Here is a 23,977-nt window from a genome sequence, read left to right as displayed (position 1 = left end):
TATTTGATTTGAATTCAAATATCGATCGTGAACCGGGCCCGCTGAGGGCCGTTGCCGGCCTTATGCGACGTGTGTTCGCGCGCTCGCGTTCGCATTCGCATGGAACGCCGGCAGCACGTCCGCTGCGATCTCGGCCATCGTCTCGTCGAGCGGACGGCGGTTGCGGCGGAAATGCAGGCCGATGTGCCGCACGCCGGCGTCGCGCATCGCAGCGAGTTCCTCGGTCAGCGCGATGCGTCCCGCGCGGGCGCCGAAGCGGTGCCGCTGCAGCGGTTCGTGCGGATCTTCCGCGAGGTCGAGATGGATGAAGCTCACGTACGGCTTGTCGCCTGCCACCGCGCGCCAGTTCGCGGCACGCTGCGCGTGGTCGGCCGGCGTGCCCGGATACGCGAGGCAGCCGTCCATGTGTTCGCCGATCCACGCGGGCGTCTGCTGCGCGAGGCCCGCGACGAGCAGCGGCACCGGCGAACGGGCGGCCGGCAGCACGTCGAGGCCGGGCGGCAGGTGTCCGCGCGCGCCGTCGCGCAGCAGCGCGATCTGGTCGCGGAAATTCGTGCCGCGCGATGCGAAGTCGCGGCCGAACAGCGGATATTCGACCGGCCGGTCGCCGCTCGCGACGCCGAGCAGCAGGCGGCCGCCGCTCAGTTCCTGGATCGTCGCGGCCGATTTCAGCGTCAGCAGCGGCTCGCGCAGCGGCAGCACGACGGCCGCCGTGCCGAGCAGGATGTCGCGCGTGATGCCGGCGAGGTAGCCGAGATACGAGAACGTTTCGAACACCTGCGCGGCGTCGCCGAACGACGGGTCGTACACCGGCACGTCGCGCACCCAGAGCGCGCGGAAGCCGAGCGTGTCGGCCAGTTGCGCGAGCTCCGCGTGGATTTCCAGGTTGGGCACGCCGGGGCGGCGGCCGTCATGCTGGCGCTTCGCGTCGCCGGCCGGCGACCAGTCGTTGTCGAGCGGCAGTTCGATACCGACGCTGAAGCCGCCGTCGGCGAGTTTGTCGAGTGAAGTGGACATCGTCGGGCTCCGTTCAGATCGCACGCAGGCTGCCTTCGAGCAGGTAGAAATCGAGCGACGGCGCGGTGAAGAACGAGCGCGACGTGCCGGCGGCGAAATCGTCGATATGCACGACCGTCGCGCGGTCGGCTTCCTGCCACGAGATCGCGTAGGTCTCGCCGGCGATGTGCTGCCACGTGCAGGCGACTTCGCCCTTCGCGCCGGCGTATGCGCCTTCGGTGATCTCGTAGCGCATGCGGCGGCCGTCCTCGTCATACGCGTTGAGCGCGGCGAGGCCGTCGTAACGGACTTCGAATGTCTTGCCGGCGAACGGCGGACGCTGGGTCGATGCGTTCATGCTGATCAGCTCCTGCAAAAAGATGTGACGTTCAATGGGCGAGTTCGACGGGTTCTGCCGTGCGTGCCGGCAGCCCTTGGTGGCGGTCGAGACGGCCGCTCAGCGCGGTGAGCGCGAACGCGCCGAGCGTGACGACCGCGGCGATCCACGGCGTGTGGCCGAGGCCGACGTTCGCGACGATCAGGCCGCCGAGCGACGAGCCGCCGGCGACGCCGAGGTTGAACGCGGCGATGTTGAAGCCCGATGCGACGTCGGTGGCGTCCGGCGCGAAGTGGCGCGCCTGCTTGACGACATACACCTGCAGCCCCGGCACGTTGCCGAACGCGACCGCGCCCCACGCGAGCATCGTCAGCACCGCGAGCCATTTGACGTGGATCGTGAAGGTCAGCGCGAGCAGCACGATCGCCAGCAGCAGGAAGATCCGCTTGAGCGCCTTCACGGGGCCGACGGCGTCCGCGAGCTTGCCGCCCCACACGTTGCCGAACGCGACCGACACGCCGTAGCCGACGAGCACGAGGCTCACCTGCGACGGCGTGAAGCCGGCGATCTGTTCGAGCAGCGGTGCCATGTACGTGAACGCGATCAGCGAGCCGCCGTAGCCGACGGCCGTCATCGCATAGACGAGCAGCAGGCGCGGCTGCGCGAGCACGCGAAGCTGGCGGGCGAGCGGCGCCGGCGGCGTTTGCGGCAGCGCGCGCGGCACGAATGCGACCGCGCCGAGGAACGCGACGAGGCCGAACAGCGCGACGATCAGGAACGTCGCGCGCCAGCCGAAGTGCTGGCCGATGAAGGTGCCGAGCGGAATGCCGGCGACGAACGCGACGGTCATCCCGCTGAACATCGTCGCGATCGCGCTGGCGGCCTTGTCCTTCGGCACGAGCGTGGTCGCGATGATCGAGCCGACCGAGAAGAACACGCCGTGCGCGAGGCCCGTGAGGATGCGCGCGACGATCAGCGATTCGTAGCCGGGCGCTTGCCATGCGACGAGGTTGCCGACGGTGAAGAGCGCCATCAGCGCGGCGAGCAGCGTCTTGCGCGGCACGCGGCCGGTGAGCGCGGTCAGGAGCGGCGCGCCGATGGCGACGCTCAGCGCGTACAGGCTGACGAGCAGCCCGGCCGACGGCAGGCTGACGCCGAGGTCGGCGCCGATCGTCGGGATCAGCCCGACGATCACGAATTCGGTGGTGCCGATGGCAAAGGCGCTGATGGTCAGCGCAAGCAGGGCGAGTGGCATGATGGGATCCTGGTTCCAGTAAGGATGGATCGCAGTGTGCCGCCTTTACTTTTGCTGAAAAACTGGTCTATAAACCAAATTGTTTTGATTTCAAATCAACAATGAAAATCACGCTCGACGAACTCCAGGCCTTTGCCGCCGTGGTCGACACCGGTTCGATCACCGCTGCCGCGCAGCAGCTCGACCTCACCGTGTCGGCGGCGAGCCGCACGCTCGCGCGGCTCGAGGAGAAGCTGAAGACCACGCTGCTGCGCCGGACCACGCGCCGGCTCGAGCTGACCGAGGAAGGGCGCGCATTCCTGCAGGACGCGCGCGCGATCATCGAGTCGGTCGAGAATGCGGAAGAGCAGATGCTCGCGCGTCGCGAGATGCCGTCGGGGCGCCTGCGCGTCGACGCCGCGACGCCGTTCATGCTGCACGTGATCGTGCCGCTCGTGCGCGGCTACCGCGAACGCTTCCCGAAAGTCGAGCTGGAGCTGAACAGCAACGAAGGAATCATCGACCTGCTGGAGCGGCGCACCGACGTCGCGATCCGGATCGGCCGCCTGAAGGATTCGACGCTGCACAGCCGGCGCATCGGCAACAGCCGGTTGCGCATCCTCGCGAGCCCCGCGTATGTCGAAGCGCACGGCCTGCCGCGCAAGGTCGAGGATCTCGGCAGGCACACGCTGCTCGGCTTCACGCAGCCCGAATCGCTGAACGTGTGGCCGATCCTCGGCACCGACGGCGAACCGTGCCGGATCGAGCCGGGCATCTGGTCGTCGAGCGGCGAGACGCTGCGGCAGCTCGCGCTGGACGGCGCGGGCATCGTCTGCCTGTCGGATTTCATGACCGCGCAGGATCGCGAAGCGGGGCGGCTCGTGCAGCTGCTCGCGCGCCAGACGCTCGACGTCGAGCAGCCGATCCATGCGGTGTACTACCGCAATACCGCGATCTCGTCGCGGATCGCGTCGTTCGTCGATTACATGATCGAGGTGCTGGGCGGCGGTGGCGGCAGCAGCGGCAGCGATGCGCCGGCCCGGCGCAAGGCCGCGTGGCTGGAGCCGCGCTAGCGGCGGCGGGCGGCTTGCGGGGAAAGCGAGAAAGACGGGGCGGGCACACGCCCCGATTGGCCCGGCGTGCCGCGCGGCGGCACGCCGTCGTGCTGCGGTTACGCTTCTTCGGACCAGGACATGCCGTCGCGCGCGAGCAGCGCCGACGAGGCCGCGGGCCCGAACGTGCCGGACGTGTACAGGCGCGGCCGGTCGCCGAGCTGCTTCCAGCCGTCGAGGATCGGCTCGACCCACGACCATGCGGCTTCGAGCTCGTCGCGGCGCATGAAGTGCGTGAGGCGGCCGCGGATCACGTCGATCAGCAGCCGTTCGTACGCTTCCGCGCGCCGTTCCGGAATCGCCTGCTGCAGGTCGAGGTTCAGGCTGACGGGCACCATGTTCATGCCGCTGCCCGGTTCCTTCGCGAGCATCTGCAACTGGATCGACTCTTCCGGCTGGAGCTGGATCACGAGGCGGTTGCCGTAGTGGCGCGGGCCGGTCGGGATGATCGAGAACGGCATGTCCGCGAACTCGATCACGATTTCCGACTGGCGGCGCTGCAGCCGCTTGCCCGTGCGCAGGAAGAACGGCACGTTCGCCCAGCGCCAGTTGTTGATGTGCGCGCGCAGCGCGACGAAGGTTTCCGCGCGGCTGTCCGCCGGCACGTTGTCTTCCTCGAGATAGCCCTTGACCGGCTGGCCGTCGACCGCGCCGGCCGTGTACTGGCCGCGCACCGTGTCGCGCGCGACGTCCGACAGCGCCATCGGCCGCAGCGAGCGCAGCACCTTCAGCTTCTCGTCGCGCACCGCGTCCGGGTCGAGCGACACGGGCGGCTCCATCGCGACGATGCACAGCAGCTGCAGCAGATGGTTCTGCACCATGTCGCGCAGCGCGCCGGTATGGTCGTAGAAGCCCGCGCGGCTGCCGACGCCGACCGTTTCCGCGACCGTGATCTGCACGCTGCGGATGTTCGGTGCCTGCCACAGCGGCCCGAAGATCGGGTTGCCGAAGCGCAGCACCATCAGGTTCTGCACGGTTTCCTTGCCGAGATAGTGGTCGATCCGATAGATCTGCGATTCCTCGAAGTGCTTGCCGACCGCATCGTTGATCGCCTTCGCGGATGCGAGATCGTGGCCCAGCGGCTTTTCGAGGACGACGCGCGAGCGCGCGTCGACGAGGTGCGCGGCCGACAGGTTGTCGCAGATCGTCGTGAACAGCTCCGGCGACGTCGACAGGTAGAACACGCGGATCGCGTCGCCGCGCGCCGCTTCGGCGAGGCGCAGGTAGTCGTCCGGCGCGTTCACGTCGATCAGCACGTACTTGAACAGGTCGAGGAAACGGCTCCACGCGTCGGCGTTGAACGCCTTCTCGTCGATGAACGGGCGCGACTGCTCGTCCATGAACTTGCGATAGCCGTCGATGCCCCAGTCGCGGCGGCCGACGGCGATGATGCGCGTCTCGGGCGGAAGGTTGCAGTGCAGGTGCGCCATGTACAGCGCGGGCAACAGCTTGCGGGCGGCCAGGTCGCCGCCGCCGCCGAAGATGATCATGTCGACGGGCCGGTCGGCCGCGGTCTGGGTAGGCTGATTCGTCATGAGTGGTTCGCGGTTTGAAACGGGGAACGTGAAACGAACGTCGAAGGCATCGGGCGCCGGATGGCCGGCACCGGTACGGCAAAACGATAATAGTGCACGGTTTTGATGGATTGCGTGTGCGTTCCCCCAAGATGTAACAGGGCTTGCGTTCCGTCGGGCGGCCTGATTATGATTGAGTGCTCACTCATTAAAGGAATCGAACGTGGCCCGACCGCGCAGTCCCGACAAGCACGAAGCCATCCTCGCCGCCGCCGCCCGCGCGCTTGCCGAGGACGGCGCGACCGCGACGACCGCGCGCATCGCGCGGCTCGCCGGCGTGGCGGAAGGCACGGTGTTCACGTACTTCGAGACCAAGGATGCGTTGCTGAATGCGCTGTATCTGAGCCTGAAGGCCGACATGCGCGAAGCGATGATGGCCGGGTTTCCGGAAGGCGCGCCGGCCGAACAGGCCGTGCGGCATGCGTGGAACGGCTATGTGTCGTGGGGCGTCGCGAATCCGGACGGGCGGCGTGCGCTGCAGCAGCTCGGCGTGAGCGGGCGCATCGACGACGTGCATCGCGCGGCCGGCGCCGAAGGCTTCGGCACGATCCGCTCGCTGCTGCGGGAGCAGATCGTCGCGTCGCGCGGGCTGACGGCCGATGAAGCGCACGCGTTCTGCGCGGCGCTGTTTACGTCGATCGCGGAAACGGCGATGGAGTCGGTCGCGCGCGATCCGGCGCGGGCCGATGCGTACCGGGAGGCCGGGTTTCGTGCGCTGTGGGCTGTGCTGCACGCGGTGTGAGCGTGACGCGAACGATGTGACGGAAGGGGTGGCCGCCGTGGGCGGTGCGTGGGCGGTGCGTGGGCGGTACGGCGGAAGGCAGGACGGTTTCAGGCAGGGCGACGCATCGCACGAATCATCGATGCATCGTCGATATTAATGAGTGAGTAATCATTCATTTTCGTGGTTTCATCTTTTCGAGGAGTGGAAAAATGTCGAAAGTCTGGCTGGTAACAGGGGCCGCGCGCGGCCTTGGGCGAGCGATTTCGGAAGCGGTGCTGGCGGCGGGCGACCGGCTGGTGGCCGGTGCGCGCGATCCCGCGCGGCTGGCCGATCTGGCAGAGCAATACGGCGACCGGCTGCTGCCGGTGGCGCTCGACGTCACCGACGAAGCGGCGGCCGCGCAGGCTGTCGCGGCGGCACGCGAAGCGTTCGGCCGCATCGACGTGCTGGTGAACAACGCGGGTTACGGCCATACGGTGCCGTTCGAGCAGATGGGCGCCGACGACTTCCGCGACCAGATCGAAACGAACCTGTTCGGCGTGATCAACCTGACGCGCGAGGTGCTGCCGACGATGCGTGCGCAGCGCGCGGGCCACATCTTCCAGGTATCGTCGGTCGGCGGGCGTACGTCGACGGCCGGTTTGTCCGCGTATCAGGCGGCGAAGTGGGCGGTCGGCGGGTTCAGCGACGTGCTGTCGAAGGAAGTCGCGCCGTTCGGCGTGCGCGTGTGCACGCTCGAGCCGGGCGGGATGCGCACCGACTGGGCCGCGCAGGCGAAGCGCAGCGTCGACGGCCTGCTGCCCGACTATCAGCCGTCGGTCGGGAAGATTCTCGAGCTGTACGGCGCATATGCCGGCCACGAGGTCGGCGATCCGGCGCGGATCGCGAAGCTGATCGTCGAGCTGTCGCGGCGCGACGACGTGCCGATGCGCCTGCTGCTCGGCGGCGATGCGCTGTTCGTATGCGAGCAGGCGGAAACGCAGCGCGCGGAAGAAGCCGCCCGGTGGCGGGATGCGACGCTGTCCACGCAGTTTCCGGATGCGAAGCTGCCGGAGGGGCTGGAAGCGTTGAAGCGCGTGTAATGAGCACGGCTATGCGCCGCTCGTGCGGCTGCTCCGTTGGGTCGGGCCGTGCGTAACGGCAGGCCCGATGCGAGCGGCCGGACAATCGGCTGCCGGCCATCTGTCGATCACACGCCCGCCCCGACCCAACGGAGCAGCCGCGCACCGTATGACGCACTTGCGATCAGCAGGACAATCGTCAGTCCGACGTTCCACGCGAGAATCATCATCGTGGCGTCGAGCGGATGATAGAGCGATAGCGCGACCGCCGTCATCGCGGAGACGGCAACGCTTCCCGCCATGACCACGGGCACCGGCGCGAGACGTGCGGCATGGCGCAGCATGATCAGCAGCGTCAACGAAAGCGGCACACCGGTGAGCACGAGCGTCGCAAAACAGCGGGCTGTTTCGCCCGGCGACAGGCCGTCGGGGCCGATTTCGACCCAATTCGTCAGGCAACCGTAGCCGATCGTCGAGATCCAGACGAACAGAGCCGGCGACGGCAACAGAAGCCATCGCAGCGAGCGCCCCGGCACGCTCGCGATGAACGCGCCGATGGCGGCCAGAATTCCTGTTGCCGCCGCCGCTGCGATGCCGGTGACGAACGCTCGCTCGTGCAGCTTCAACGACAGATCCGGCCGCAAGCCGTGCGCGACGGCGATGGCAAGGAGCAGCAGCGCCGCGAACGTCAGCCAGCCTGTTGCCCGCCACAGCGGCCGGCGCAGCGGGCGGACCGGCGTGCTGTCCGCTACCAGCGATTCGATCAGTTCGGAGGTCGGCCGTATCATTCAGCTGTCCCTTTTCTCGCCAGCAATTTACGTAATGTCTTGATCCCGCGATGGACCGCGACCTTCAGGGCGGCAACCGTCATGCCGCTCGCGACGGCCGCTTCCTTCAACGACATTTCCTCGAGTTTGAGCATCCGGATCGCGTCGCGCTGGCCCTGGGGTAACCGGGCAAGCGCGTCGCGCAGCACCTGCGCATCGGCTGCCTCCTCCATAAGATTCGCTCCGTCGCCGGCCAAGGTTTCGTGGTCGGGGTCGAGCGACATCTCGCGTGATGCCGCACGGCCCTGGCGACGCAGCGCGTCGACGATGCGGCGACTCGCTATCGATACCAGCCACGGCCCGAATGGCCGCTCGGGCGCGTAGGTGTGGCGCACTTGATGAAGGGTGATCAGTATGTCCTGCACCACATCCTCGACGGCATCGGGGTGGACGCCGTGGCGTGCAGCAAGTCGCCTCAAGTACGGGGTGACGCTCTCGAGCAGCCGGCGGTAGGCGTCCCGGTCGCCGATCTGTGCGCACGCCATCAGCATCGACCAGTCGGGCGATCCGTCCTCCCGAATCGCCGCCCGTCCGCTACCTGCCTCGGGACCGGCTGCCGGCCGGACCAGACGGATACGCTTTGCACGATGGCTTTCGTCGTCGGTCATTTCCAAGGTATCCCGCTACAAGGTCCGGCGCAGAAAATTTTCCGGTGCGCTGCGTAACCTTTAGTCGCCGCGGAGCGAATTTTCTGACAAGGTCGCGCACCGGCGATCTCTCGATCTTCAGGAGAAGACACCATGAGCAAATCCGCCTTAGCCGTTTCCTCCCTGTCAGCCGCGATCGGACTTGCGCTTGCCATGCAAGCCGCTCCGGGACTGGCGCAGGGTATGAAGGATATGAGCAATATGCCCCAGGTCGTCAAGGACAACATGGCGAAGATGGCGCAGAACCATCTGGAAAAATGCTACGGCGTGAACGCGGTCGCCAAGAACGACTGCGCCGAGGGCGCGCATTCGTGCGCGGGGCAGGCCACGCAGGCTCGTGATTCGAAGTCGTTCGTGCTGTTGCCGGCAGGCGATTGCGGCAAGATCGCCGGCGGCAAGCTCAAGGCCGGTTGACGGCCCGCCCCATCATGAGCGTATCCGCGCCGCATCGCCCGGCGCCGCGCCCGATTCCGGCCCGGGCGGGCGTCGGGCTGCGCTTCCGGCACCATCGGACGGTCATTGACGAGCGGCCGGCTGTCGCATGGTTCGAGGTGCACACCGAGAACTACATGGGCGGTGGCACGGCGTCGCGATGTCTGGATGCGATTCGTCGCGATTACCCGCTGTCGCTGCATGGCGTGGGCTTGTCCATCGGCAGCGCGGACGGGCTGGACGCCGTGCATCTCGCACGGGTGCGTGCAGCAGTGCTGCGTTTCGAGCCCGACCTGGTTTCCGAGCATGTGTCGTGGAGCGCGGTGGGCGGAACCTATTTGGCGGACCTGCTGCCCTTGCCGATGACCGAGGAGGCACTGGAGGTCGTATGCCGGCATGTGGACCAGGTGCAGACCGTGCTCGGGCGGCAGATTCTGGTGGAGAACCCGTCCACCTATTTGCGCTACGTCCACTCGACCATTCCAGAGTGGGAATTTCTTTCGGAAATCGCGCGGCGCACGGGATGCGGCCTGCTTTGCGACGTGAACAACGTTTACGTCAGCGCCTGCAATCATGGCTGGAATCCGCATACCTATCTCGCTACGCTGCCGCCGGCGGCAATCGGCGAAATCCATCTCGCCGGCCATAGCACGATGCAACTCGAGAACGGCCGAACACTGCGCATCGACGATCATGGCTCGCGCGTCGCGCCCGCGGTGTGGACACTCTACGAAGCGGCGCTACGGCGTTTTGGCCAGGTGCCGACGCTGATCGAATGGGACAACGACGTGCCCACGCTCGAGGTTCTGATTCAGGAGGCGGCCATCGCGGATGCCGTACGGGAGGCGATTCGAAATGAAACCGCAAACGCATTCGCTTGCTGACGTGCAGCAGGCTTTCAGCCGCAGCCTGCTGTGCGATGCCGATCACGATGCGAACGACGACGTTGCAGCCGTGGTGCTCGGCGACGGGCTGGAGCCACGCGCGCGCTTGAACATCTACCGGAACACGGCGATGAGCGTGCTGGCCAACGCGCTGCGCCTGAGCTTTCCGGCTGTGCAGCGTCTGGTCGGCCCCGAATTCTTCGACGGTGCCGCGCGCCTGTTCTGCAGCACGGCGCCGCCGCATCGCGCGTGGCTGGACGAATACGGCGCGCAGTTTCCCGACTTCCTCGCGCAGATGCCGCAGACCGCGTCGCTGCCGTACCTCGGCGACGTCGCACGCCTCGAATGGCAGGTCAATCTCGTGCTTCACGCACCGGACGATCCGATACTCGATCTTGCCCGCCTGGCACGACTCGACGACGTCGCGCTGGGCGAGTTGCGGCTGTGGCCCCATCCAGCTGCGCGGCTGCTGTGCTGTAACGCTCCCGCCGACGCGATCTGGCGCGCAGTGCTCGAGAACGACGATTCGGCCCTACGCGCGATCCGGCTCGACGACGCGCCCGCACACCTGCTCGTGCAGCGCACGGCCGAAGATGTGGAGACGCTCCGCTTGGGTGTCGCCGAATGGCAGATCATCACGGCGCTCTTTGCAGGCGAGACGGTGAGTGTCGCACTCGCGAAAGCTCCCGAAGCGCACGGATACGCACTGCTCGCAACCTGTCTTGCACGCGGATGTTTTGCTGAAGCGTCGCAGTCGGCGAACGACTGCGCGTTCGACGGAGGATCAAGGACATGACTCGCCTGTCACGAACCGCCCATACCCGTGCGAGCGCGGCCGACGCACTGCTGCGCATCGCGCAGACGCTCGAGCGTGTTCCTTACTGGCTGCTCGCCATTCCGCTGCGGATCGCGGTGGCGACCGTCTTCTGGAACTCGGCGATGACCAAGCTTGCGAACTGGGATGCGGCACTGCAACTCTTTTCGGAAGAATACCGGTTGCCGGTGCTGCCACCCGAAATCGCCGCATACATCGCTGTCTCGATCGAACTGAGCATGCCGGTGCTGCTCGTACTCGGTTTGGCAGTCCGGCCCGCCGCGCTGGTCCTGCTCGGGATGACTTCGGTGATTGAAATCTTTGTCTATCCGCAGGCGTGGCCCATACACATTCAATGGGCGGCGATGCTGATCGTGCTGTTGTGTCGCGGCGCCGGATTGTTATCGATCGATCATGTGGTGCGCACGCGCTGGCTGCAGCGGAATTCAGCAGAAAACTGAGCCGCAGGCCTCGACCCGAGAGTGTGCTCCAGGGTCCATCGTGAAGTGTACGGATGGAAATTCAATGGACCGTCTTCCCGACATCATGACCGGATCATTGGGGGCGATTCCGGCAGCACTGGAACACGCGGGCAGGTTCAGCCTGTGCAAATCCGCGGACGGTCGACGTCAGCGAGTGGCGTTCTGGATCGTCACCCTCTCGCTGATTGGTCTGCTTGCCGTGCCGTCGTTGAAAAGGGGCGGGGGCAGCAGCACAAGGGCATCCGTCCGCGTGACGCCGAGGTGGCGCCGCGCGACGGACGAACTGAAGAGGGGCCGAAGTCGACGACGCACACGCCGCGCCGCGTGGCGAAGTCTCCGGTTCCGACCGCACGACATCGGTACCCGGCGCTTCCGGGCTGTCTTTCGGGCCGCGAAGTGACTTACGGCGTCACGACAAGCGCCGTATGCATGCCCGCAACGTAGTGTCCCGGCTTGTTGCAGATCAGCACGTAGTGGCCGGGCGTGAGCTTGAATGACGCGCGCTTGCTCGTGCCCGGCGCGATGTCTTCGACTTCGCCGATCTTTCTCAACCTGTGCTCCAGCACCTGCCGTTTGCGGACAGGAAGTGCATCATCCGAGAGATCGGTCCTGAGCACGACAAGTTCGTGCTCCATGTTGTTGTCCACAGCATTCTTGACGTCGAACGTGACGCGACCCGCTTTCACGTTGTGTGTCTCGAGCTGGATCGAGTTCGAACGCAACGTCGCGTTGACGGTTTGCTCCGCCCGGCTTGCATGCGATGTCATGCCGAGGGCGGTCACACTGGCGAGGATGGCGATTCTGTAAGCGGCGTCCATGGCGGCCTCCTTTGCATCGAAACAACGCGGCCTATCAAGCGTCGAGCGATTGCCGTAAGCGATCCCGGCGAGAACGCTCACGGGCCGACGTCGATGCGGCCATAGACACCGTCGGCTTCGTCGTTGGGGCCGGCAGCAAAGAACAGCGTATTGACGGGTTGATTGTTGAGGCCGTTGCCGAATGCGATGCCCCACAGCCCCGGCTCGACGATCGCCTTGCCATCGAGTTGCTGCAGGGTCCCGCGCAGCATGCCTGACGTCGCATCGAACGCGTGGATCATGCCGTCACCGAAGTTGCCGATCAGAACGGTGTTGCTGAAGCGGCCAAAATCCGCGGGCGCAAGCGCCATGCCCCACGGCGCATTCAACGGCTCGCCCGAGGCGAAGCGTTGAACGAATTGTCCCGACGGGCTGAACACGTCGATCAAACCCAACCCTGCACCAGCGACGTCGTCGTGTGCTGCCGCGTCCTGCTTCGCATAAGAGACGTAAAGTTTCGAGCCGATGGCCTGAATTCCAAACGGCGCAAACCCTGCCGGCAAAGCGGGATCTTGAAATGCACCGGTCGTCGTAACCTTTGTGAAGGTTCTGTCGAAAACATCGATCCGGTTGTTGTGGAAGTCCGTTGCGTACAGGAAATTCGCGCCGTTGTTGCTGGCCATGGCGAGCCCTTTGTAGACGGCGCTGCCGCCGCTGTCGAACACGGTGACGGCCGATGTCGGATTGACCGCTGGCGACCACGCCGTGATCGTTCCACCCTCTCCGGCGAAAATGAAAGGCGCCGGCCCCGATTTTGCGCCCTGGGTCACCACGAAGTCTGACGTGCCATTGAATACGATGCCCGTGGGGGCGGCGTCGCCTTGCGAGCCGGCGGGGATTGTCACGACGAGCGATTGCGGCACGCCATTGCCGTCATAGAGCGTCGCGTGCTGCGTCCCGTTATCCGCGACCCAGACAAAGCCCTTGGGATTGAATGCAATGCCCCACGGATTCTTCAGGTTTGTATCCACGTGAGCAGCGGGAAGCGCACCGTCGGAAACCAGTACGCCGACCTTGTACTGACTGACGTGGGATGAACTGCCGCATGCTACGACGCTGGTCAGCACGAATGCCATCATCGCAGCGCCGAGCGTTGTATGGACCTGTTTCATGACTTGGCTCCGAACACGATTGAGACGTTAGTAAACGGACAGGCCGGTGCGTTTATTCCGCTCGTTTCATTCGCGCGGCTACGGTGTCGGGCGCGGAACGCGACGATCAGTCGTGACGTCTATCGCCACAGAACCGTCCATCGTCGATCCTTGCGAGGACGGCCGTTCAAACTGGACAGGAGAAAACAAATGGCGCTCACGTACAAACTGAGCCTGGTGGCACTGCTTTCGACGTTGCCGCTCGCGGCTTGCGCGCAGGATGCGCAGTTAACCGATCCCCGGATCGCCGCGATCGTGGTGACGGCGAATCAGGTCGGCATCGATGCAGGGAAGCTTGCGATAGGCAAGACTCACACGACGCAGGTCAGGGACTTCGCAAAATTGATGGTCACGGACCACACCAGCGTGAACCGATCGGCAGTCGCGCTTGCGACCAGGCTGAACCTGTTTTACGCGTCAGCGTCGGAGCGCCCGGCGCGATAACATCGCGCCGATGGTCAGCACGTCGACCATCGGCGATTTCGAGCGGAACGTCATGGTCGAAGACCCAATCTCATCGCCCGATCGCGCGCTCATGCGGGCAGAGTTGCGCGCGTTGCTCGAGCGCAAGCTTGATGCGTTACCCGACGCGTTCCGGGTCGTCTTCGTCCTGCGTTGCGTCGAGGAGCTGAGCGTCGAGGAAACGCCACAGTGTCTCGGTATACCGGAAGCGACCGTGCGTTCGCGTCATTTCCGGGCAAGGAGCATGCTGCGAGAATCCCTTGCTCAGGAAGTCGATCGGCCGAGCGTGACGTGTTCTCGTTCGGCGGCGCGCGTTGCGATCGGATCGTGGCCAGCGTGCTGGCGAGGCTCGATTCGCGCCGATAGGCTCGCACGACACACGTCGTGTGCTCAAGGAAACGGGGCGACGGCGAGCCTTCTCGACCGTCACTGCAGCATCTGCCGCAAGCCCTGCGGCAGCGGCGCGGTATGTCGGCCATGCGCCGAGCGCCCATATCCGCATCTGATCGAATCTGACATACACGCGTCATCTTCGATTAGATGCGGATATCGTTGACGCGTTATCCCGAGCTGGTGCCCGGCTCCGATTTTTCGGTGAGCTGATTCATCAGTTGATGCAGACGAGCGCAAATTTTCGCGACATCCGGATCGATCTGGGGCGGGAATTCGCTGAGGCACGCCAGATACATACGGACCCGGACATCAATGCCGTTCTCACGAGACTGACACATCAACGCGGCGTACGGAAAGGCCAGTCGCCGCCTCAAGCGATTAGCACCATCCACAAGTCGAAGGGGCTGGAAACCCGAAGAGCGCTCTTGGTCCCCCGTGACGCCAACAACCTCGTTGCCAACGAGAAGAATCGGTGCCTGCTCTATGTTGCGCTGAGCCGGGCGTGCGAGCATCTGACACTCGTCGTTCCACGGTCCAATCCCTCACCTCTCCTCAAGCTATAAGGCGTCACGTCAACAGATCATCCAAACGGCAGAAATGCGGGTCTGCTCGTGCGCCCGTACGGATAAAAGAAGAGAACGATAGTCGGCCCCGCAGGGAACAACAATTGTCGGAGCTCTCGTATTCCATGATCTCCAATACCTTCCAGGTGGCCGTCTGCGCCCGATGTCAATTTGACTTGGCGGAGCTGTCGTTACCCTGATTGCGACCTGGTTCGCGCGCTGTCGCCGACGGGCCCAGTGTCGCGAGAATCTTGTCGCGGCATACCGTCAGGATTTCGTCGGCCAGTGGAGAATCATCCGGGCACGCGCGCGACAACACAATGGCGCCGACCGCATGCGCCATGATGTCGAGGCAGTTCGCTCGGGCCTCCGCCGAGTCTGCACCGTCTGACGAATCACGTTCTTGGACTAACGCCGCCAGCAGTCTTTCGATGCCGTCCGCGAATGTGGCCCGGACCGCTTCGGGTTGACGCGCGGCATCCCCACCCAGCGCGGCCATCGTGCAGCCGGTTGCGCGCGAGTCGCGGTGCTCGCGCGCGAGATACAGTCGCACGAATTCCGATGCGTCCACCCCAGCCGACAGCGCAACGGTCTGCGCCATGCCGCAGGCCGCCGATTCTGCCATCAGATCGGTCTTTGAGCGGAAGTGCTTGTAGAAGCCGCCGTGGGTGAACCCAGCTGCGCCCATCAGATCCGCTACTCCGACCCCATCAAAACCGCGCTCCCTGAACAGCGTCGACGCTGTTTCAACAACGTGGGCCCGGTTGGCCTGGGCCTGTGCCTTGGTGACTTTCACTTTTCCTCTCCGTGGGCGCGTTCCTGTCTGATGGCCTGACTATACATTGATGTTGGTCGTCATCAAAGTCTTGACACTTTTGATTATGGTCATCATTATTAACCCATTCCCACCACCAGACGCTGGAACAACATGTCGGAGAAAACGCTTTTCGAGCCGTACGCCCTTGGTGGCCTGACGCTCGCCAATCGCATCGTCATGGCACCGCTGACCCGCAACCGTGCCGGCGCCGGGTTGGTGCCCAGCGAGCATGCCGCGACCTACTACGCCCAGCGTGCGTCGGCCGGCCTGATCATCACGGAGGCCACTCAGGTTTCGGCCCAGGCCCAGGGCTATCAGGACACTCCCGGCCTGTACACGCCCGAGCAGATCGCTGGCTGGCGGAAGGTCACGGACGCCGTACATGCCAAGGGTGGACGCATCTTCGTGCAGCTCTGGCATGTGGGCCGCGTCTCGCACACTGACCTGCAACCTGGCGGTACGGCGCCGGTCGCACCTTCCGCTATCCGCGCCGAGACGAAGACTTTCGTCAACAACGGATTTGCCGACGTGTCCGAACCACGCGCCCTGGAACTTGCCGAGCTGCCGGGCATCGTGAACGATTTTCGACAGGCTGCCGCCAACGCTATTGCCGCTGGTTTCGACGGAGTGGAAATTCACGGCGCCAACGGATATCTGCTGGAGCAGTTCATCAAGGACGGGGCCAACCATCGCACCGACGACTACGGCGGCTCGATCGAAAACCGTGCGCGCCTGCTGCTCGAGGTGGTCGCCGCAGTGGTCAGGGAAATCGGCGCCGAACGCACTGGCGTGCGCATCTCGCCCGTTTCGCCGGCCAACGGCATTTCCTGCAGCGATCCGCAAGCGCAGTACGACTACATCGCCGAACAGCTCAGCGCCCAGGGCGTCGTCTATCTGCACGTAGTCGAAGGTGCGACTGGCGGCCCACGCGATATCGCCGCGTTCGACTATGACGCGCTGCGCCGCCGTTTCAAGCAGACCTATCTAGCCAACAACGGCTACGACTTGGAATTCGCCACCACTCAACTCAATGAGGGCAGGGCCGACCTGTTCGCGTTCGGCCGTCCGTTTATCAGCAACCCGGACCTGGTCGAACGCCTGCAGCACGGCGCACCCCTGACGCAGCTCAACCCGGCGACGCTCTATGGCGGCGGCGCTGTAGGCTACATCGATTATCCGACGATCTCCGGCTAAAGCTCGTGCCCTTGACTGAGTCTCCGCCAGAAGAACCCTTGCAAAGGAAAGTACCCATGACCACGCTTCCGACAGTCCTCATCACCGGCGCCTCCAGCGGCATCGGCGCCACCTACGCCGAGCGCTTCGCTCGGCGTGGCCATGACCTCGTCCTTGTCGCCCGTGACAAGGCGCGACTGGATGCCTTGGCAACGCGCCTGCGTGAGGAAAGCGGTGTGGCCGTAGAAGTGCTGCAGGCCGACCTGACCCAGTCCACCGATCTGTCCGCGCTCGAGGCGCGTCTGCGCGATGACGATCGGATAGGAATTCTAATAAACAATGCCGGTGTGGCTCAGTCTGGCGGCTTCCTGCAGCAAACCTCTGAAAGCATCGAACGCCTGATCACGCTCAACACCACGGCGCTGACGAGGCTTGCAGCCGCGGTCGCTCCACGCTTTGTGCAGTCCGGTAATGGCTCGATCGTCAACATTGGCTCGGTGGTAGGTTTCGCGCCCGAGTTCGGCATGTCGATCTACGGCGCGACCAAGGCATTCGTGCTGTTCCTGTCGCAGGGCCTGAACCTCGAATTGTCGCCCAAGGGCGTTTACGTGCAGGCGGTACTGCCGGCGGCGACCCGCACGGAGATCTGGGAGCGTGCCGGGGTCGACGTGAACACGCTTCCCGAAGTTATGGAAGTCGGAGAGCTGGTTGATGCGGCACTGATTGGGTTCGACCGTCGCGAACTGGTCACGATCCCGCCACTGCACGTAGCCGGACGATGGGACGCGCTGGATGGCGCTCGCCAGGGACTGATGTCGGACATTCGACAAGCACACGCGGCCGAGCGCTATCAGCTCAACGCCTGACTATTGCCGTTTCTGCCTTTGGCGAGCGTCAGGCTGTACCTGATCTGTAAGAAGCCGTTTTTTGCATCCCGACACTGCACCCTCTGGTTGTTTCAGGGGGCGCCGTGGTCTGTAAAGCAATTGCGGCAAACGGCGGAGCGACCAATACCACGAGGACTTTGCGCCCCAAGTGTTGGCATTTCTAGCGCATTGAAGCTGCGAAGCTGCCTCAACAGGTGAAAACATGATTGACACCCATATCACTACGCCCACGCGCTTCGTGGATGTCGAAGGTACTCGATTCGCCTACCGCCGCTGGGGTAACGCAGATTCTTCGCAGCCGCCGTTACTGTTCCTGCAGCACTTCCGTGGGGGCATGGACAACTGGGATCCACTGATGACCGATGGTCTTGCGCAAAGCCGCGAAGTCATTCTCTACAACGGTCGCGGCGTCGCTTCCTCCGGCGGGCAACCACGCACGCGCATTGAGGACATGGCCGATGACGCAGCGGCCTTCGTTCGCGCACTCGGCTTGCAGCAAATCGACGTTCTGGGCTTTTCGTTGGGAGGGTTTCAGGCGCTGGACCTGACTTGGCGCCATCCCGAGCTCGTGCGCAAGCTGATGCTGCTGGGTACCGGGCCGCGCGGGGGAAATCCCGAAATGGAGCAGCGCGTGTTGACGACAGCGGTCAATCCGGTCCCTGCGTTCGAAGACTTCCTCTACCTGTTCTTCGGCCGATCAGCAGAGGCTGAGCAGGCAGCAAGGGCGTTCTGGGAGCGGCGTCATATGCGAGCCGACCAAGATCCGCCATCCTCGCCGGAGGTCTCGATCGCGCAGATTGAGGCCAACGTGCTGTACATGCCGAGGCTCTCGGAAGACGATCCATTTGCGTATCTGCGCAACATCCGGCAGCCGACGTTCATCCTCAATGGCGTGAACGACGTGATGGTCCCGACGGTTAATTCGTTTTACATGGCTCGCAACTTGCCAAATGCTCAGTTGTTCATTTACCCGGACGCCGGCCACGCAGCGCAGTTCCAGTACCCGCAACGCTTCCTGGGGCACGCAATTCAGTTTCTGAGCGAGTGACGCGACGGTCGTCATAGTCCGAACGCACTTTTCGCAAGTCAAAAGGATGGCCCGAAATGCTTAAGTTCAAGTTCCTGTTGTGGGCATTCGCCCAGATGCTCAGACGTAAGATCAGGAGCGACGCCAACGCCGCACGCTACGTCGCGTCCAAGAGCCTGGTATTCCAGATTCGTACGGTTTCGGGTGCCGGGCGCTACTTTGTTGTCAAAGATGGCACCGTCCGATCGTTTGCGGGACTGGCAGCGACTCCTCGATTCACGCTCACCTTTACTAGTGCCGCCAAAGGCTTCGAGATTCTGTCGGCCAAGGATGCCCAAGCGGCTTTCCTCAGGGGGGTGAGCAGTAAAGACCTGACCATCAGCGGCGACTTCCGGGAAGTGTTGTGGTTCCAGGGCCTTACGGCGTTCCTGCAGCCTCCGAAAGTCGTCTTGCCTTACGACCGCACCGTCTTCTGAGTTGCCATGAAACCCGATCTGCTTAACCAGCCGCTGCGCCTGCCCAATGGCAGCGCTCTGCGCAACCGGCTCGCCAAGGCCGCCATGAGTGAGACTCTGGGCACCTACGATAATCGCCCAACACCGGACCTTGTGCAGTTGTACCGACGCTGGGCTGCCTCGGGGCTCGGACTGATCATGACAGGCAACGTAATGATCGACCGCCGCGCCTTGGGCGAGCCTGGGAATGTCGTGATCGAAGACGAAGCAGACTTGCCCGTGCTGCGGCAGTGGGCGGAGGCTGCAACCGCGCAAGGGGCGTCGATCTGGGTGCAGCTTAACCATCCCGGAAAGCAGTCGACCAAGGGTTTGAACGCCTTCAACCTGGCGCCTTCTGCGGTTCCTTTCCGCGAGGACATGGCAGCATTCTTCGAGACACCGCGCGAAGCGACCACGTCCGAGATTCAAGAAATCATCGAACGCTTCGGGCGCAGTGCGGCTATTTGCAAGAAGGCTGGGTTCAGTGGCGTAGAGATCCATGGCGCACATGGTTATCTGATTAGCCAATTTCTTTCTCCGCACCATAACCGCCGCAGCGACGAATGGGGCGGCAGTCCCGAGAAGCGGCGCCGGTTCGTACTGGCCGTATATGCGGAAATCCGCCGGCAGGTCGGTCCAGACTTCCCGGTCGGCATCAAGCTCAATTCGGCCGACTTCCAGCGTGGTGGATTTACGGAAGAAGAATCGATCGAGACAATCCGCGCGTTGACCGACGCGGGCATCGACCTGATCGAGATTTCTGGCGGTACCTATGAGGCGCCGGCCATGAGCGGGGCGATGCGAGAACCGAAGAAGGAATCCACCGCGGCCCGAGAAGCCTACTTCCTTGAATTTTCCCAGAAGGTGCGGGCAGCAGTCAAAGTGCCACTGATGGTGACCGGTGGTTTCCGAACGGCTGCCGGCATGAATGCGGCGCTGCACTCCAGCGCGCTGGATGTGGTGGGCTTGGCGCGTCTGCTCGCGATCGATCCTGATGCCCCCGTCGCGTTGCTTCAAGGGCGCGACAGCCTGCAGCAGGTGCACCCAATCAGTACCGGCCTCAAGACTGTCGATCGCATCGGAATCATGGAGGTGCTGTGGTACACGCGCCAGCTCAAGCGCATTGCGAGGGGTAGAGAACCGCGCCCCGACGAGAGCGGGCTTGCAGCATTCTTGAAGTCTGCATTCAGCAGCGGCTGGGGAACGTTTCGCACGCGTCGTTTGCGGGCGCGCAGTTGAGCGCCGAGGCGCTTGCGATTAGAAACTCATCGCTGATGAACGTCCTATGAAACGATCCGCCGCCCGATCAAAGGAAGCCACGCACGAGCGCATTGTCGACGCTGGCGCGCGCGTGATCCGCCGCAGCGGGTATGACGGCGTCGCCATTGGCGACATCATGAAGCACGCGGGCCTCACCCACGGTGGGTTTTACGGACATTTCGCTTCGAGAGAGGCAATGCTGGTCGAGTTGGCGGATCGGGCAGGCGCCGATGCCATCGCCACCTTTTTGCGCTGTACGGCCGCAGTGCCCGCCGAGCATTCCCTGCGGGCGCTCCTACGAGCTTATCTGTCCAAGGAGCACGTGAAAAACCCGGAGGTCGGTTGCCCAATCGCCGCCCTGGGAACGGAAATGCCGCGTCAGGCGCCGGCTGTACGACGCGTAATTACGCGCCGCATCAAAGAAATGATCGAAGTCGTCTCCCGCCAATCGGCCGATTGGGGTGAGCCCGATGCGCACAAGCGTGCCCTGGCGACCACAGCAACGATGATTGGGGCCGTGATCCTGGCGCGCGCTGTCGACGAAGAGCCGTTGTCCGAATCGATGCTTGAAGCAGCACTCGAGCATCTTGCTTGCGGCGCGGATTAAAGTCCGACTGCATTTTTTTTACCCGTCAGCATGATGCTCGACATATGAAAGTAGAACCCAAGGAGTCAATGATGAAGAGCATCAACCCAGACACCCAATCGGCCCCGTCGTTTGCTCGAGCACCGAACAACTTCGTCAAGGCGGCTGGCACTACCTTCGCCTACCGCGAACTCGGTCCGCACGGCGGAATTCCTTTAGTTTTGCTGAACCATTGGGGAGCCGTTCTGGATAACTTCGACCCGCGCATCGTCGACGGCTTGGCTCACAAGCGTCGCGTTATCACCATCGACTATCGAGGAATTGGCTTATCCGGCGGTATCGCGCCGGTGACCGTGGACGAGATGGCGCGCGACACCATCGCGGTGATTCGCGCAATGGGTTTTGATCGAGTCGACCTGCTTGGCTTCTCGCTCGGCGGATTCGTGGCGCAGGACGTGGCGCTCAAGGCGCCCGGCCTGGTGCGCAAGCTCATCCTCACTGGCACGGGTCCCGCCGGCGGTCACGGCATCGATCGTGTGGGTGCCGTGTCCTGGCCACTGATGCTCAAAGGCCTGCTAACGCTGCGCGATCCAAAGGCCTATCTGTTCTTCACCTCCACAACCAATGGCCGGCGGGCAGCAAGCGCCTTCTTGAAACGGTTGAAGGAACGTAAGACTGGCCGTGACAAAGGGCCTACACCTCGCGCCTTCCTTCATCAACTCAAGGCGATCAAGGCTTGGGGCCAGCAGGCGCCACAGGACCTCACCAACCTGCCCATGCCTGTCCTGATCGCCAATGGGGATAACGACATTATGGTACCCACCGCTTTGAGCCACGATATGGCCCGCCGCATCCCCCATGCACAACTCGTCATTTATCAGGACGCGGGCCATGGTGGAATTTTCCAGCATTACACCAACTTCGTACCCACGGCACTGGAGTTCCTATCGCAATGAATACTTTGTGAACCAGCGGCGTATGAAGTTTCTCGCGAACCCAGCAGAGCGCGCATGATTCTCGACCAAAATTCGTGACGCGCTTTGCCGAAAGCATCACCGAAATTTGGAGAAAGAAATGAAAGCAGTCCGATTTCATAAGACCGGAGGCCCTGAAACCCTGGTCTATGAGGATGTGCCAGATCCCTCACTCGCCGACGACGAAGTTCTCATTCGCGTCGAAGCGGCTGGATAGTACTCCAGCCGTGGGCGTGAGTGCGGCTCAGTTCAGCGCCTTCACAATACAACGCAACATCGGAGTAAGAGCAACATGAAAGCACTCACATTCAAACGCTATGGCAAATCACCCGAGATTGGGTTCGCCGAAGTTCCGCGCCCCACACTAAAGCCCGACGAACTGCTGGTCGAGGTTCACGCCGCGGGGGTGAACCCGATCGACAACATGATTCCGACGGGAATTTTCAAACCCGTATTGAAGTTCCAACTGCCCGCGACTATGGGTAGCGATCTGGCTGGCATTGTGATCGATGTTGGCAGTCGCGTAACTCGCTTCAAGAAAGGCGACGCAATCTTTGCAAGTCTGTTCGACCTTGGAAGAGGATCTATCGCCGAATTCGCCGTTGTACCGGAGAGTGCAGCAGCCCCAAAACCGGCTAATCTCGACTTCGTGCAGGCCGCCTCAGTTCCAATGGTCGCACTCACTTCCTGGCAAGCGCTGAAGGAACGTGCCAATCTTCACGCGGGTCAGAAGGTGTTCATTCCTGCAGGATCTGGCGGTATTGGCACGTTTGCGATCCAATTGGCCAAGTATTTCGGTGCTAAAGTAGGGACCAACACCAGTACGGGTAATATCCCGTTGGTTACAAGCCTGGGCGCGGACGAGGTAGTCGACTACAAGAAGCAAGAGTTCGAGAAAGTGCTGCGCGGCTACGATGTGGTGATTGGCACGATCAGGGGTGATGCGATTGAAAAGTCGATAGGAATCCTGAGTCAAGGAGGCAAGATCGTCTCTCTTATCGGGCCGCTGGACGCAGCGTTCGCCCGTGCTCGCGGGCTGAACTTCGTCCTGAGGTTCGTATTTGGCCTAATGAGTCGCAAGATCATGCGTCTCGCGAGAACGCGGGACGTCACCTACTCATTTCTCTTCGTACGCCCCGACGGTGCTCAACTTGCCGAGATTGGCAAACTGCTCAAGTCAGAACGCATCCATCCGGTGATTGACAAGGTATTTCCGTTTGAACAGGCAAAGGAAGCGCTTGAGTACCTAGCGCAAGGACGCGCCAAGGGTAAGGTCGTGGTCAAGATCAAGTAAGGTACCTAAGGGTTGAGTGTTGAGGCGTGCCGAGCTCGGGAATGATGTATGACTCTCAATACGCCTGCCCCTGGGCGAGTTGGCGTCAGGCGTTCGCAACGCCGAGCGTCGGGACGACTTCATTCCGCGGCACGTATGACGACATTTTCCCCTTCGGCGTCGGCTTCGGCCGGCGAAGTGTAGTGGCTGGCAGGGAATTGCTATCGGCTCGCGAACAGCAAGTGCTGGAGCGTCTTGCCGCAGGCTGCACCATAAACGAAATTGCCGCCGAGTTTTCCCTCGGCGCTAAAACCATCAGCACACATAAAATGAGACTCATGCAGAAGCTTGGTATCGATAACAATGCCGAACTGATTCTATATGCGATAGAAAACAATGTTCGCGCCAGCCAATTTATCTGACTTTACAATATATTTTCAATTCAAAATAAACTAAATTTCGGCCGAATGACGGGGTTCGGCCACGCCCGAATTAATTCCGGCATCAGGAACATACATATGTTCGGCTTCAGCCAGATACGATTTGATATGTCGCATCAAGGTCGCACGGTGCACATTGAAGCGTTTTGCAACCTGTGACGGGGAGTAGTGTCTCAACAAGTCGCGCGCCTCGATACATTGGGCGTCGCTCAGTACCTTTGGGCGCCCGATCTGGCTGCCCCGGTCGCGAGCGGCCTCCATCCCGGCACGCGTCCGCTCACTAATTAGGCCTCGCTCGAATTCGGCAATGGCCGCGAGCATATGGAAAGTAAAGCGCCCGCTCGACGAGCGCGTATCAATATATTCCGTCAGCGATACGACGCGGATCTTACGCTTGTCGAGCTGAGCCATGATGTTCGCTAGATGGCTGAGCGAGCGTCCGAGCCGATCGAGCTTCCAGACGACGAGCGTATCGCCGGTTGCCGTCACCTCCAGT

At 63.1% G+C, this 23,977-nt stretch carries 26 protein-coding genes and 3 pseudogenes; 19 read left to right on the top strand and 10 right to left on the bottom strand.

Features of this window, described 5'->3' with window-relative positions:
* Positions 1-60: 60 nt before the first annotated feature.
* Genes BT264_RS19495 through BT264_RS19485 form a run of 3 tightly spaced genes read right to left on the bottom strand, consistent with a single transcriptional unit; the run spans position 61 to position 2,588 of the window.
* Positions 61-1,017: an LLM class oxidoreductase gene (locus BT264_RS19495; protein ID WP_072440230.1), complete on the bottom strand. Its 957-nt coding sequence runs from the start codon at positions 1,015-1,017 to the stop codon at positions 61-63.
* A gap of 13 nt (positions 1,018-1,030) precedes the next feature.
* Positions 1,031-1,354 (bottom strand): MoaF-related domain-containing protein, encoded by a 324-nt coding sequence (locus BT264_RS19490; RefSeq protein ID WP_072440306.1) that lies wholly within the window; start codon positions 1,352-1,354, stop codon positions 1,031-1,033.
* Positions 1,355-1,385: 31 nt separating this feature from the next.
* Entirely contained in the window at positions 1,386-2,588 is a 1,203-nt protein-coding gene (locus BT264_RS19485) for an MFS transporter (protein WP_072440232.1), read from the bottom strand.
* A 101-nt stretch (positions 2,589-2,689) separates the two neighbouring features.
* Here BT264_RS19485 and BT264_RS19480 point away from each other — a divergent pair, with 101 nt between their 5' ends.
* Positions 2,690-3,640 carry a LysR family transcriptional regulator gene (locus BT264_RS19480; RefSeq protein WP_072440235.1) on the top strand — a complete coding sequence of 317 codons (951 nt, stop codon included), beginning with the start codon at positions 2,690-2,692 and terminating at the stop codon, positions 3,638-3,640.
* A 98-nt stretch (positions 3,641-3,738) separates the two neighbouring features.
* On the opposite strand, the gene zwf is transcribed toward BT264_RS19480, so the two are convergent.
* The gene (zwf, locus tag BT264_RS19475) at positions 3,739-5,214 is read right to left on the bottom strand and encodes a glucose-6-phosphate dehydrogenase (protein WP_072440237.1); all 1,476 of its coding nucleotides are present in this window, start codon (positions 5,212-5,214) and stop codon (positions 3,739-3,741) included.
* A gap of 202 nt (positions 5,215-5,416) precedes the next feature.
* Between zwf and BT264_RS19470 the strand changes: the two genes are divergently transcribed.
* Complete coding sequence (locus BT264_RS19470; protein WP_072440239.1) at positions 5,417-5,995, top strand: TetR/AcrR family transcriptional regulator; 579 nt, start codon at positions 5,417-5,419, stop codon at positions 5,993-5,995.
* Positions 5,996-6,186: 191 nt separating this feature from the next.
* Positions 6,187-7,059, top strand: a complete 873-nt coding sequence (locus BT264_RS19465) for an SDR family NAD(P)-dependent oxidoreductase (RefSeq protein WP_072440241.1) — start codon at positions 6,187-6,189, stop codon at positions 7,057-7,059.
* Between the two features lie 107 nt (positions 7,060-7,166).
* Here BT264_RS19465 and BT264_RS19460 read toward each other — a convergent pair whose 3' ends face one another.
* Complete coding sequence (locus BT264_RS19460) at positions 7,167-7,826, bottom strand: NrsF family protein (RefSeq protein ID WP_371287111.1); 660 nt, start codon at positions 7,824-7,826, stop codon at positions 7,167-7,169.
* On the bottom strand, positions 7,823-8,473 hold the full coding sequence (locus BT264_RS19455) for a sigma-70 family RNA polymerase sigma factor (RefSeq protein ID WP_072440243.1): 651 nt from the start codon (positions 8,471-8,473) through the stop codon (positions 7,823-7,825). The genes BT264_RS19460 and BT264_RS19455 overlap by 4 nt, the downstream gene beginning before the upstream one ends.
* 132 nt (positions 8,474-8,605) lie before the next feature.
* On the opposite strand from BT264_RS19455, the gene BT264_RS19450 reads away from it, so the two are divergent.
* The 4 genes from BT264_RS19450 to BT264_RS19435 are packed head-to-tail and all read left to right on the top strand — an operon-like array spanning position 8,606 to position 11,103.
* The gene (locus BT264_RS19450; protein ID WP_072440245.1) at positions 8,606-8,926 is read left to right on the top strand and encodes a BufA1 family periplasmic bufferin-type metallophore; all 321 of its coding nucleotides are present in this window, start codon (positions 8,606-8,608) and stop codon (positions 8,924-8,926) included.
* A 14-nt stretch (positions 8,927-8,940) separates the two neighbouring features.
* A complete protein-coding gene (locus BT264_RS19445) occupies positions 8,941-9,828 on the top strand; it encodes an MNIO family bufferin maturase (protein WP_072440247.1) in 888 nt (295 codons plus the stop codon).
* Complete coding sequence (locus BT264_RS19440) at positions 9,800-10,624, top strand: HvfC/BufC family peptide modification chaperone (RefSeq protein WP_072440249.1); 825 nt, start codon at positions 9,800-9,802, stop codon at positions 10,622-10,624. The genes BT264_RS19445 and BT264_RS19440 overlap by 29 nt, the downstream gene beginning before the upstream one ends.
* A complete protein-coding gene (locus tag BT264_RS19435) occupies positions 10,621-11,103 on the top strand; it encodes a DoxX family protein (protein WP_072440251.1) in 483 nt (160 codons plus the stop codon). Before BT264_RS19440 ends, BT264_RS19435 begins: the two co-directional genes overlap by 4 nt.
* Before the next feature lie 422 nt (positions 11,104-11,525).
* Here the strand turns inward: BT264_RS19435 and BT264_RS19430 are convergent, their stop codons facing one another.
* Positions 11,526-11,942, bottom strand: coding sequence for a plastocyanin/azurin family copper-binding protein (locus BT264_RS19430; RefSeq protein ID WP_072440253.1), 417 nt, complete (start codon positions 11,940-11,942; stop codon positions 11,526-11,528).
* Between the two features lie 77 nt (positions 11,943-12,019).
* Positions 12,020-13,093: a TIGR03118 family protein gene (locus BT264_RS19425; protein ID WP_072440255.1), complete on the bottom strand. Its 1,074-nt coding sequence runs from the start codon at positions 13,091-13,093 to the stop codon at positions 12,020-12,022.
* Positions 13,094-13,282: 189 nt separating this feature from the next.
* On the opposite strand from BT264_RS19425, the pseudogene BT264_RS19420 reads away from it, so the two are divergent.
* The 3 genes and pseudogenes from BT264_RS19420 to BT264_RS40530 form a co-directional block, all read left to right on the top strand.
* A pseudogene (locus tag BT264_RS19420) lies at positions 13,283-13,540 on the top strand (DUF4142 domain-containing protein); the annotation flags it as partial.
* Positions 13,539-13,960 (top strand): annotated as a pseudogene (locus BT264_RS19415) (sigma-70 family RNA polymerase sigma factor); the annotation flags it as partial. The pseudogenes BT264_RS19420 and BT264_RS19415, both read left to right, overlap by 2 nt.
* Positions 13,961-14,208: 248 nt before the next feature.
* Positions 14,209-14,550, top strand: a complete 342-nt coding sequence (locus BT264_RS40530; RefSeq protein WP_072440257.1) for a C-terminal helicase domain-containing protein — start codon at positions 14,209-14,211, stop codon at positions 14,548-14,550.
* Positions 14,551-14,716: 166 nt separating this feature from the next.
* Here BT264_RS40530 and BT264_RS19405 read toward each other — a convergent pair whose 3' ends face one another.
* Positions 14,717-15,346 carry a TetR/AcrR family transcriptional regulator gene (locus BT264_RS19405; protein WP_072440260.1) on the bottom strand — a complete coding sequence of 210 codons (630 nt, stop codon included), beginning with the start codon at positions 15,344-15,346 and terminating at the stop codon, positions 14,717-14,719.
* A 132-nt stretch (positions 15,347-15,478) separates the two neighbouring features.
* On the opposite strand from BT264_RS19405, the gene BT264_RS19400 reads away from it, so the two are divergent.
* The 9 genes and pseudogenes from BT264_RS19400 to BT264_RS40040 all read left to right on the top strand — a co-directional run.
* Entirely contained in the window at positions 15,479-16,561 is a 1,083-nt protein-coding gene (locus tag BT264_RS19400) for an alkene reductase (protein ID WP_072440262.1), read from the top strand.
* 56 nt (positions 16,562-16,617) lie between these two features.
* Complete coding sequence (locus tag BT264_RS19395) at positions 16,618-17,406, top strand: SDR family NAD(P)-dependent oxidoreductase (RefSeq protein ID WP_072440264.1); 789 nt, start codon at positions 16,618-16,620, stop codon at positions 17,404-17,406.
* Between the two features lie 223 nt (positions 17,407-17,629).
* Positions 17,630-18,475 (top strand): alpha/beta fold hydrolase, encoded by an 846-nt coding sequence (locus tag BT264_RS19390; protein WP_072440266.1) that lies wholly within the window; start codon positions 17,630-17,632, stop codon positions 18,473-18,475.
* Between the two features lie 56 nt (positions 18,476-18,531).
* The gene (locus tag BT264_RS19385) at positions 18,532-18,930 is read left to right on the top strand and encodes a helicase (protein ID WP_072440268.1); all 399 of its coding nucleotides are present in this window, start codon (positions 18,532-18,534) and stop codon (positions 18,928-18,930) included.
* Between the two features lie 6 nt (positions 18,931-18,936).
* The gene (locus BT264_RS19380) at positions 18,937-20,187 is read left to right on the top strand and encodes an NADH:flavin oxidoreductase/NADH oxidase family protein (RefSeq protein WP_072440270.1); all 1,251 of its coding nucleotides are present in this window, start codon (positions 18,937-18,939) and stop codon (positions 20,185-20,187) included.
* Between the two features lie 46 nt (positions 20,188-20,233).
* A complete protein-coding gene (locus BT264_RS19375) occupies positions 20,234-20,815 on the top strand; it encodes a TetR/AcrR family transcriptional regulator (RefSeq protein WP_072440271.1) in 582 nt (193 codons plus the stop codon).
* Positions 20,816-20,886: 71 nt separating this feature from the next.
* A complete protein-coding gene (locus BT264_RS19370) occupies positions 20,887-21,750 on the top strand; it encodes an alpha/beta fold hydrolase (RefSeq protein WP_072440310.1) in 864 nt (287 codons plus the stop codon).
* 310 nt (positions 21,751-22,060) lie between these two features.
* Positions 22,061-23,062: an NADP-dependent oxidoreductase gene (locus tag BT264_RS19365; RefSeq protein WP_072440273.1), complete on the top strand. Its 1,002-nt coding sequence runs from the start codon at positions 22,061-22,063 to the stop codon at positions 23,060-23,062.
* Positions 23,063-23,256: 194 nt separating this feature from the next.
* Positions 23,257-23,463 (top strand): annotated as a pseudogene (locus BT264_RS40040) (response regulator transcription factor); the annotation flags it as partial.
* A 30-nt stretch (positions 23,464-23,493) separates the two neighbouring features.
* On the opposite strand, the gene BT264_RS19355 reads toward BT264_RS40040, so the two are convergent.
* A partial coding sequence (locus BT264_RS19355) for a recombinase family protein (RefSeq protein ID WP_072467047.1) occupies positions 23,494-23,977 on the bottom strand: 484 nt, incomplete at its 5' end.

This window comes from Burkholderia sp. NFPP32, assembly GCF_900119325.1.
Taxonomy (GTDB): Bacteria; Pseudomonadota; Gammaproteobacteria; order Burkholderiales; family Burkholderiaceae; genus Burkholderia; species Burkholderia pyrrocinia_C.
Note: the sequence above shows the minus strand (reverse complement) of the source record. Positions and strands in the feature narration are given on the sequence as shown.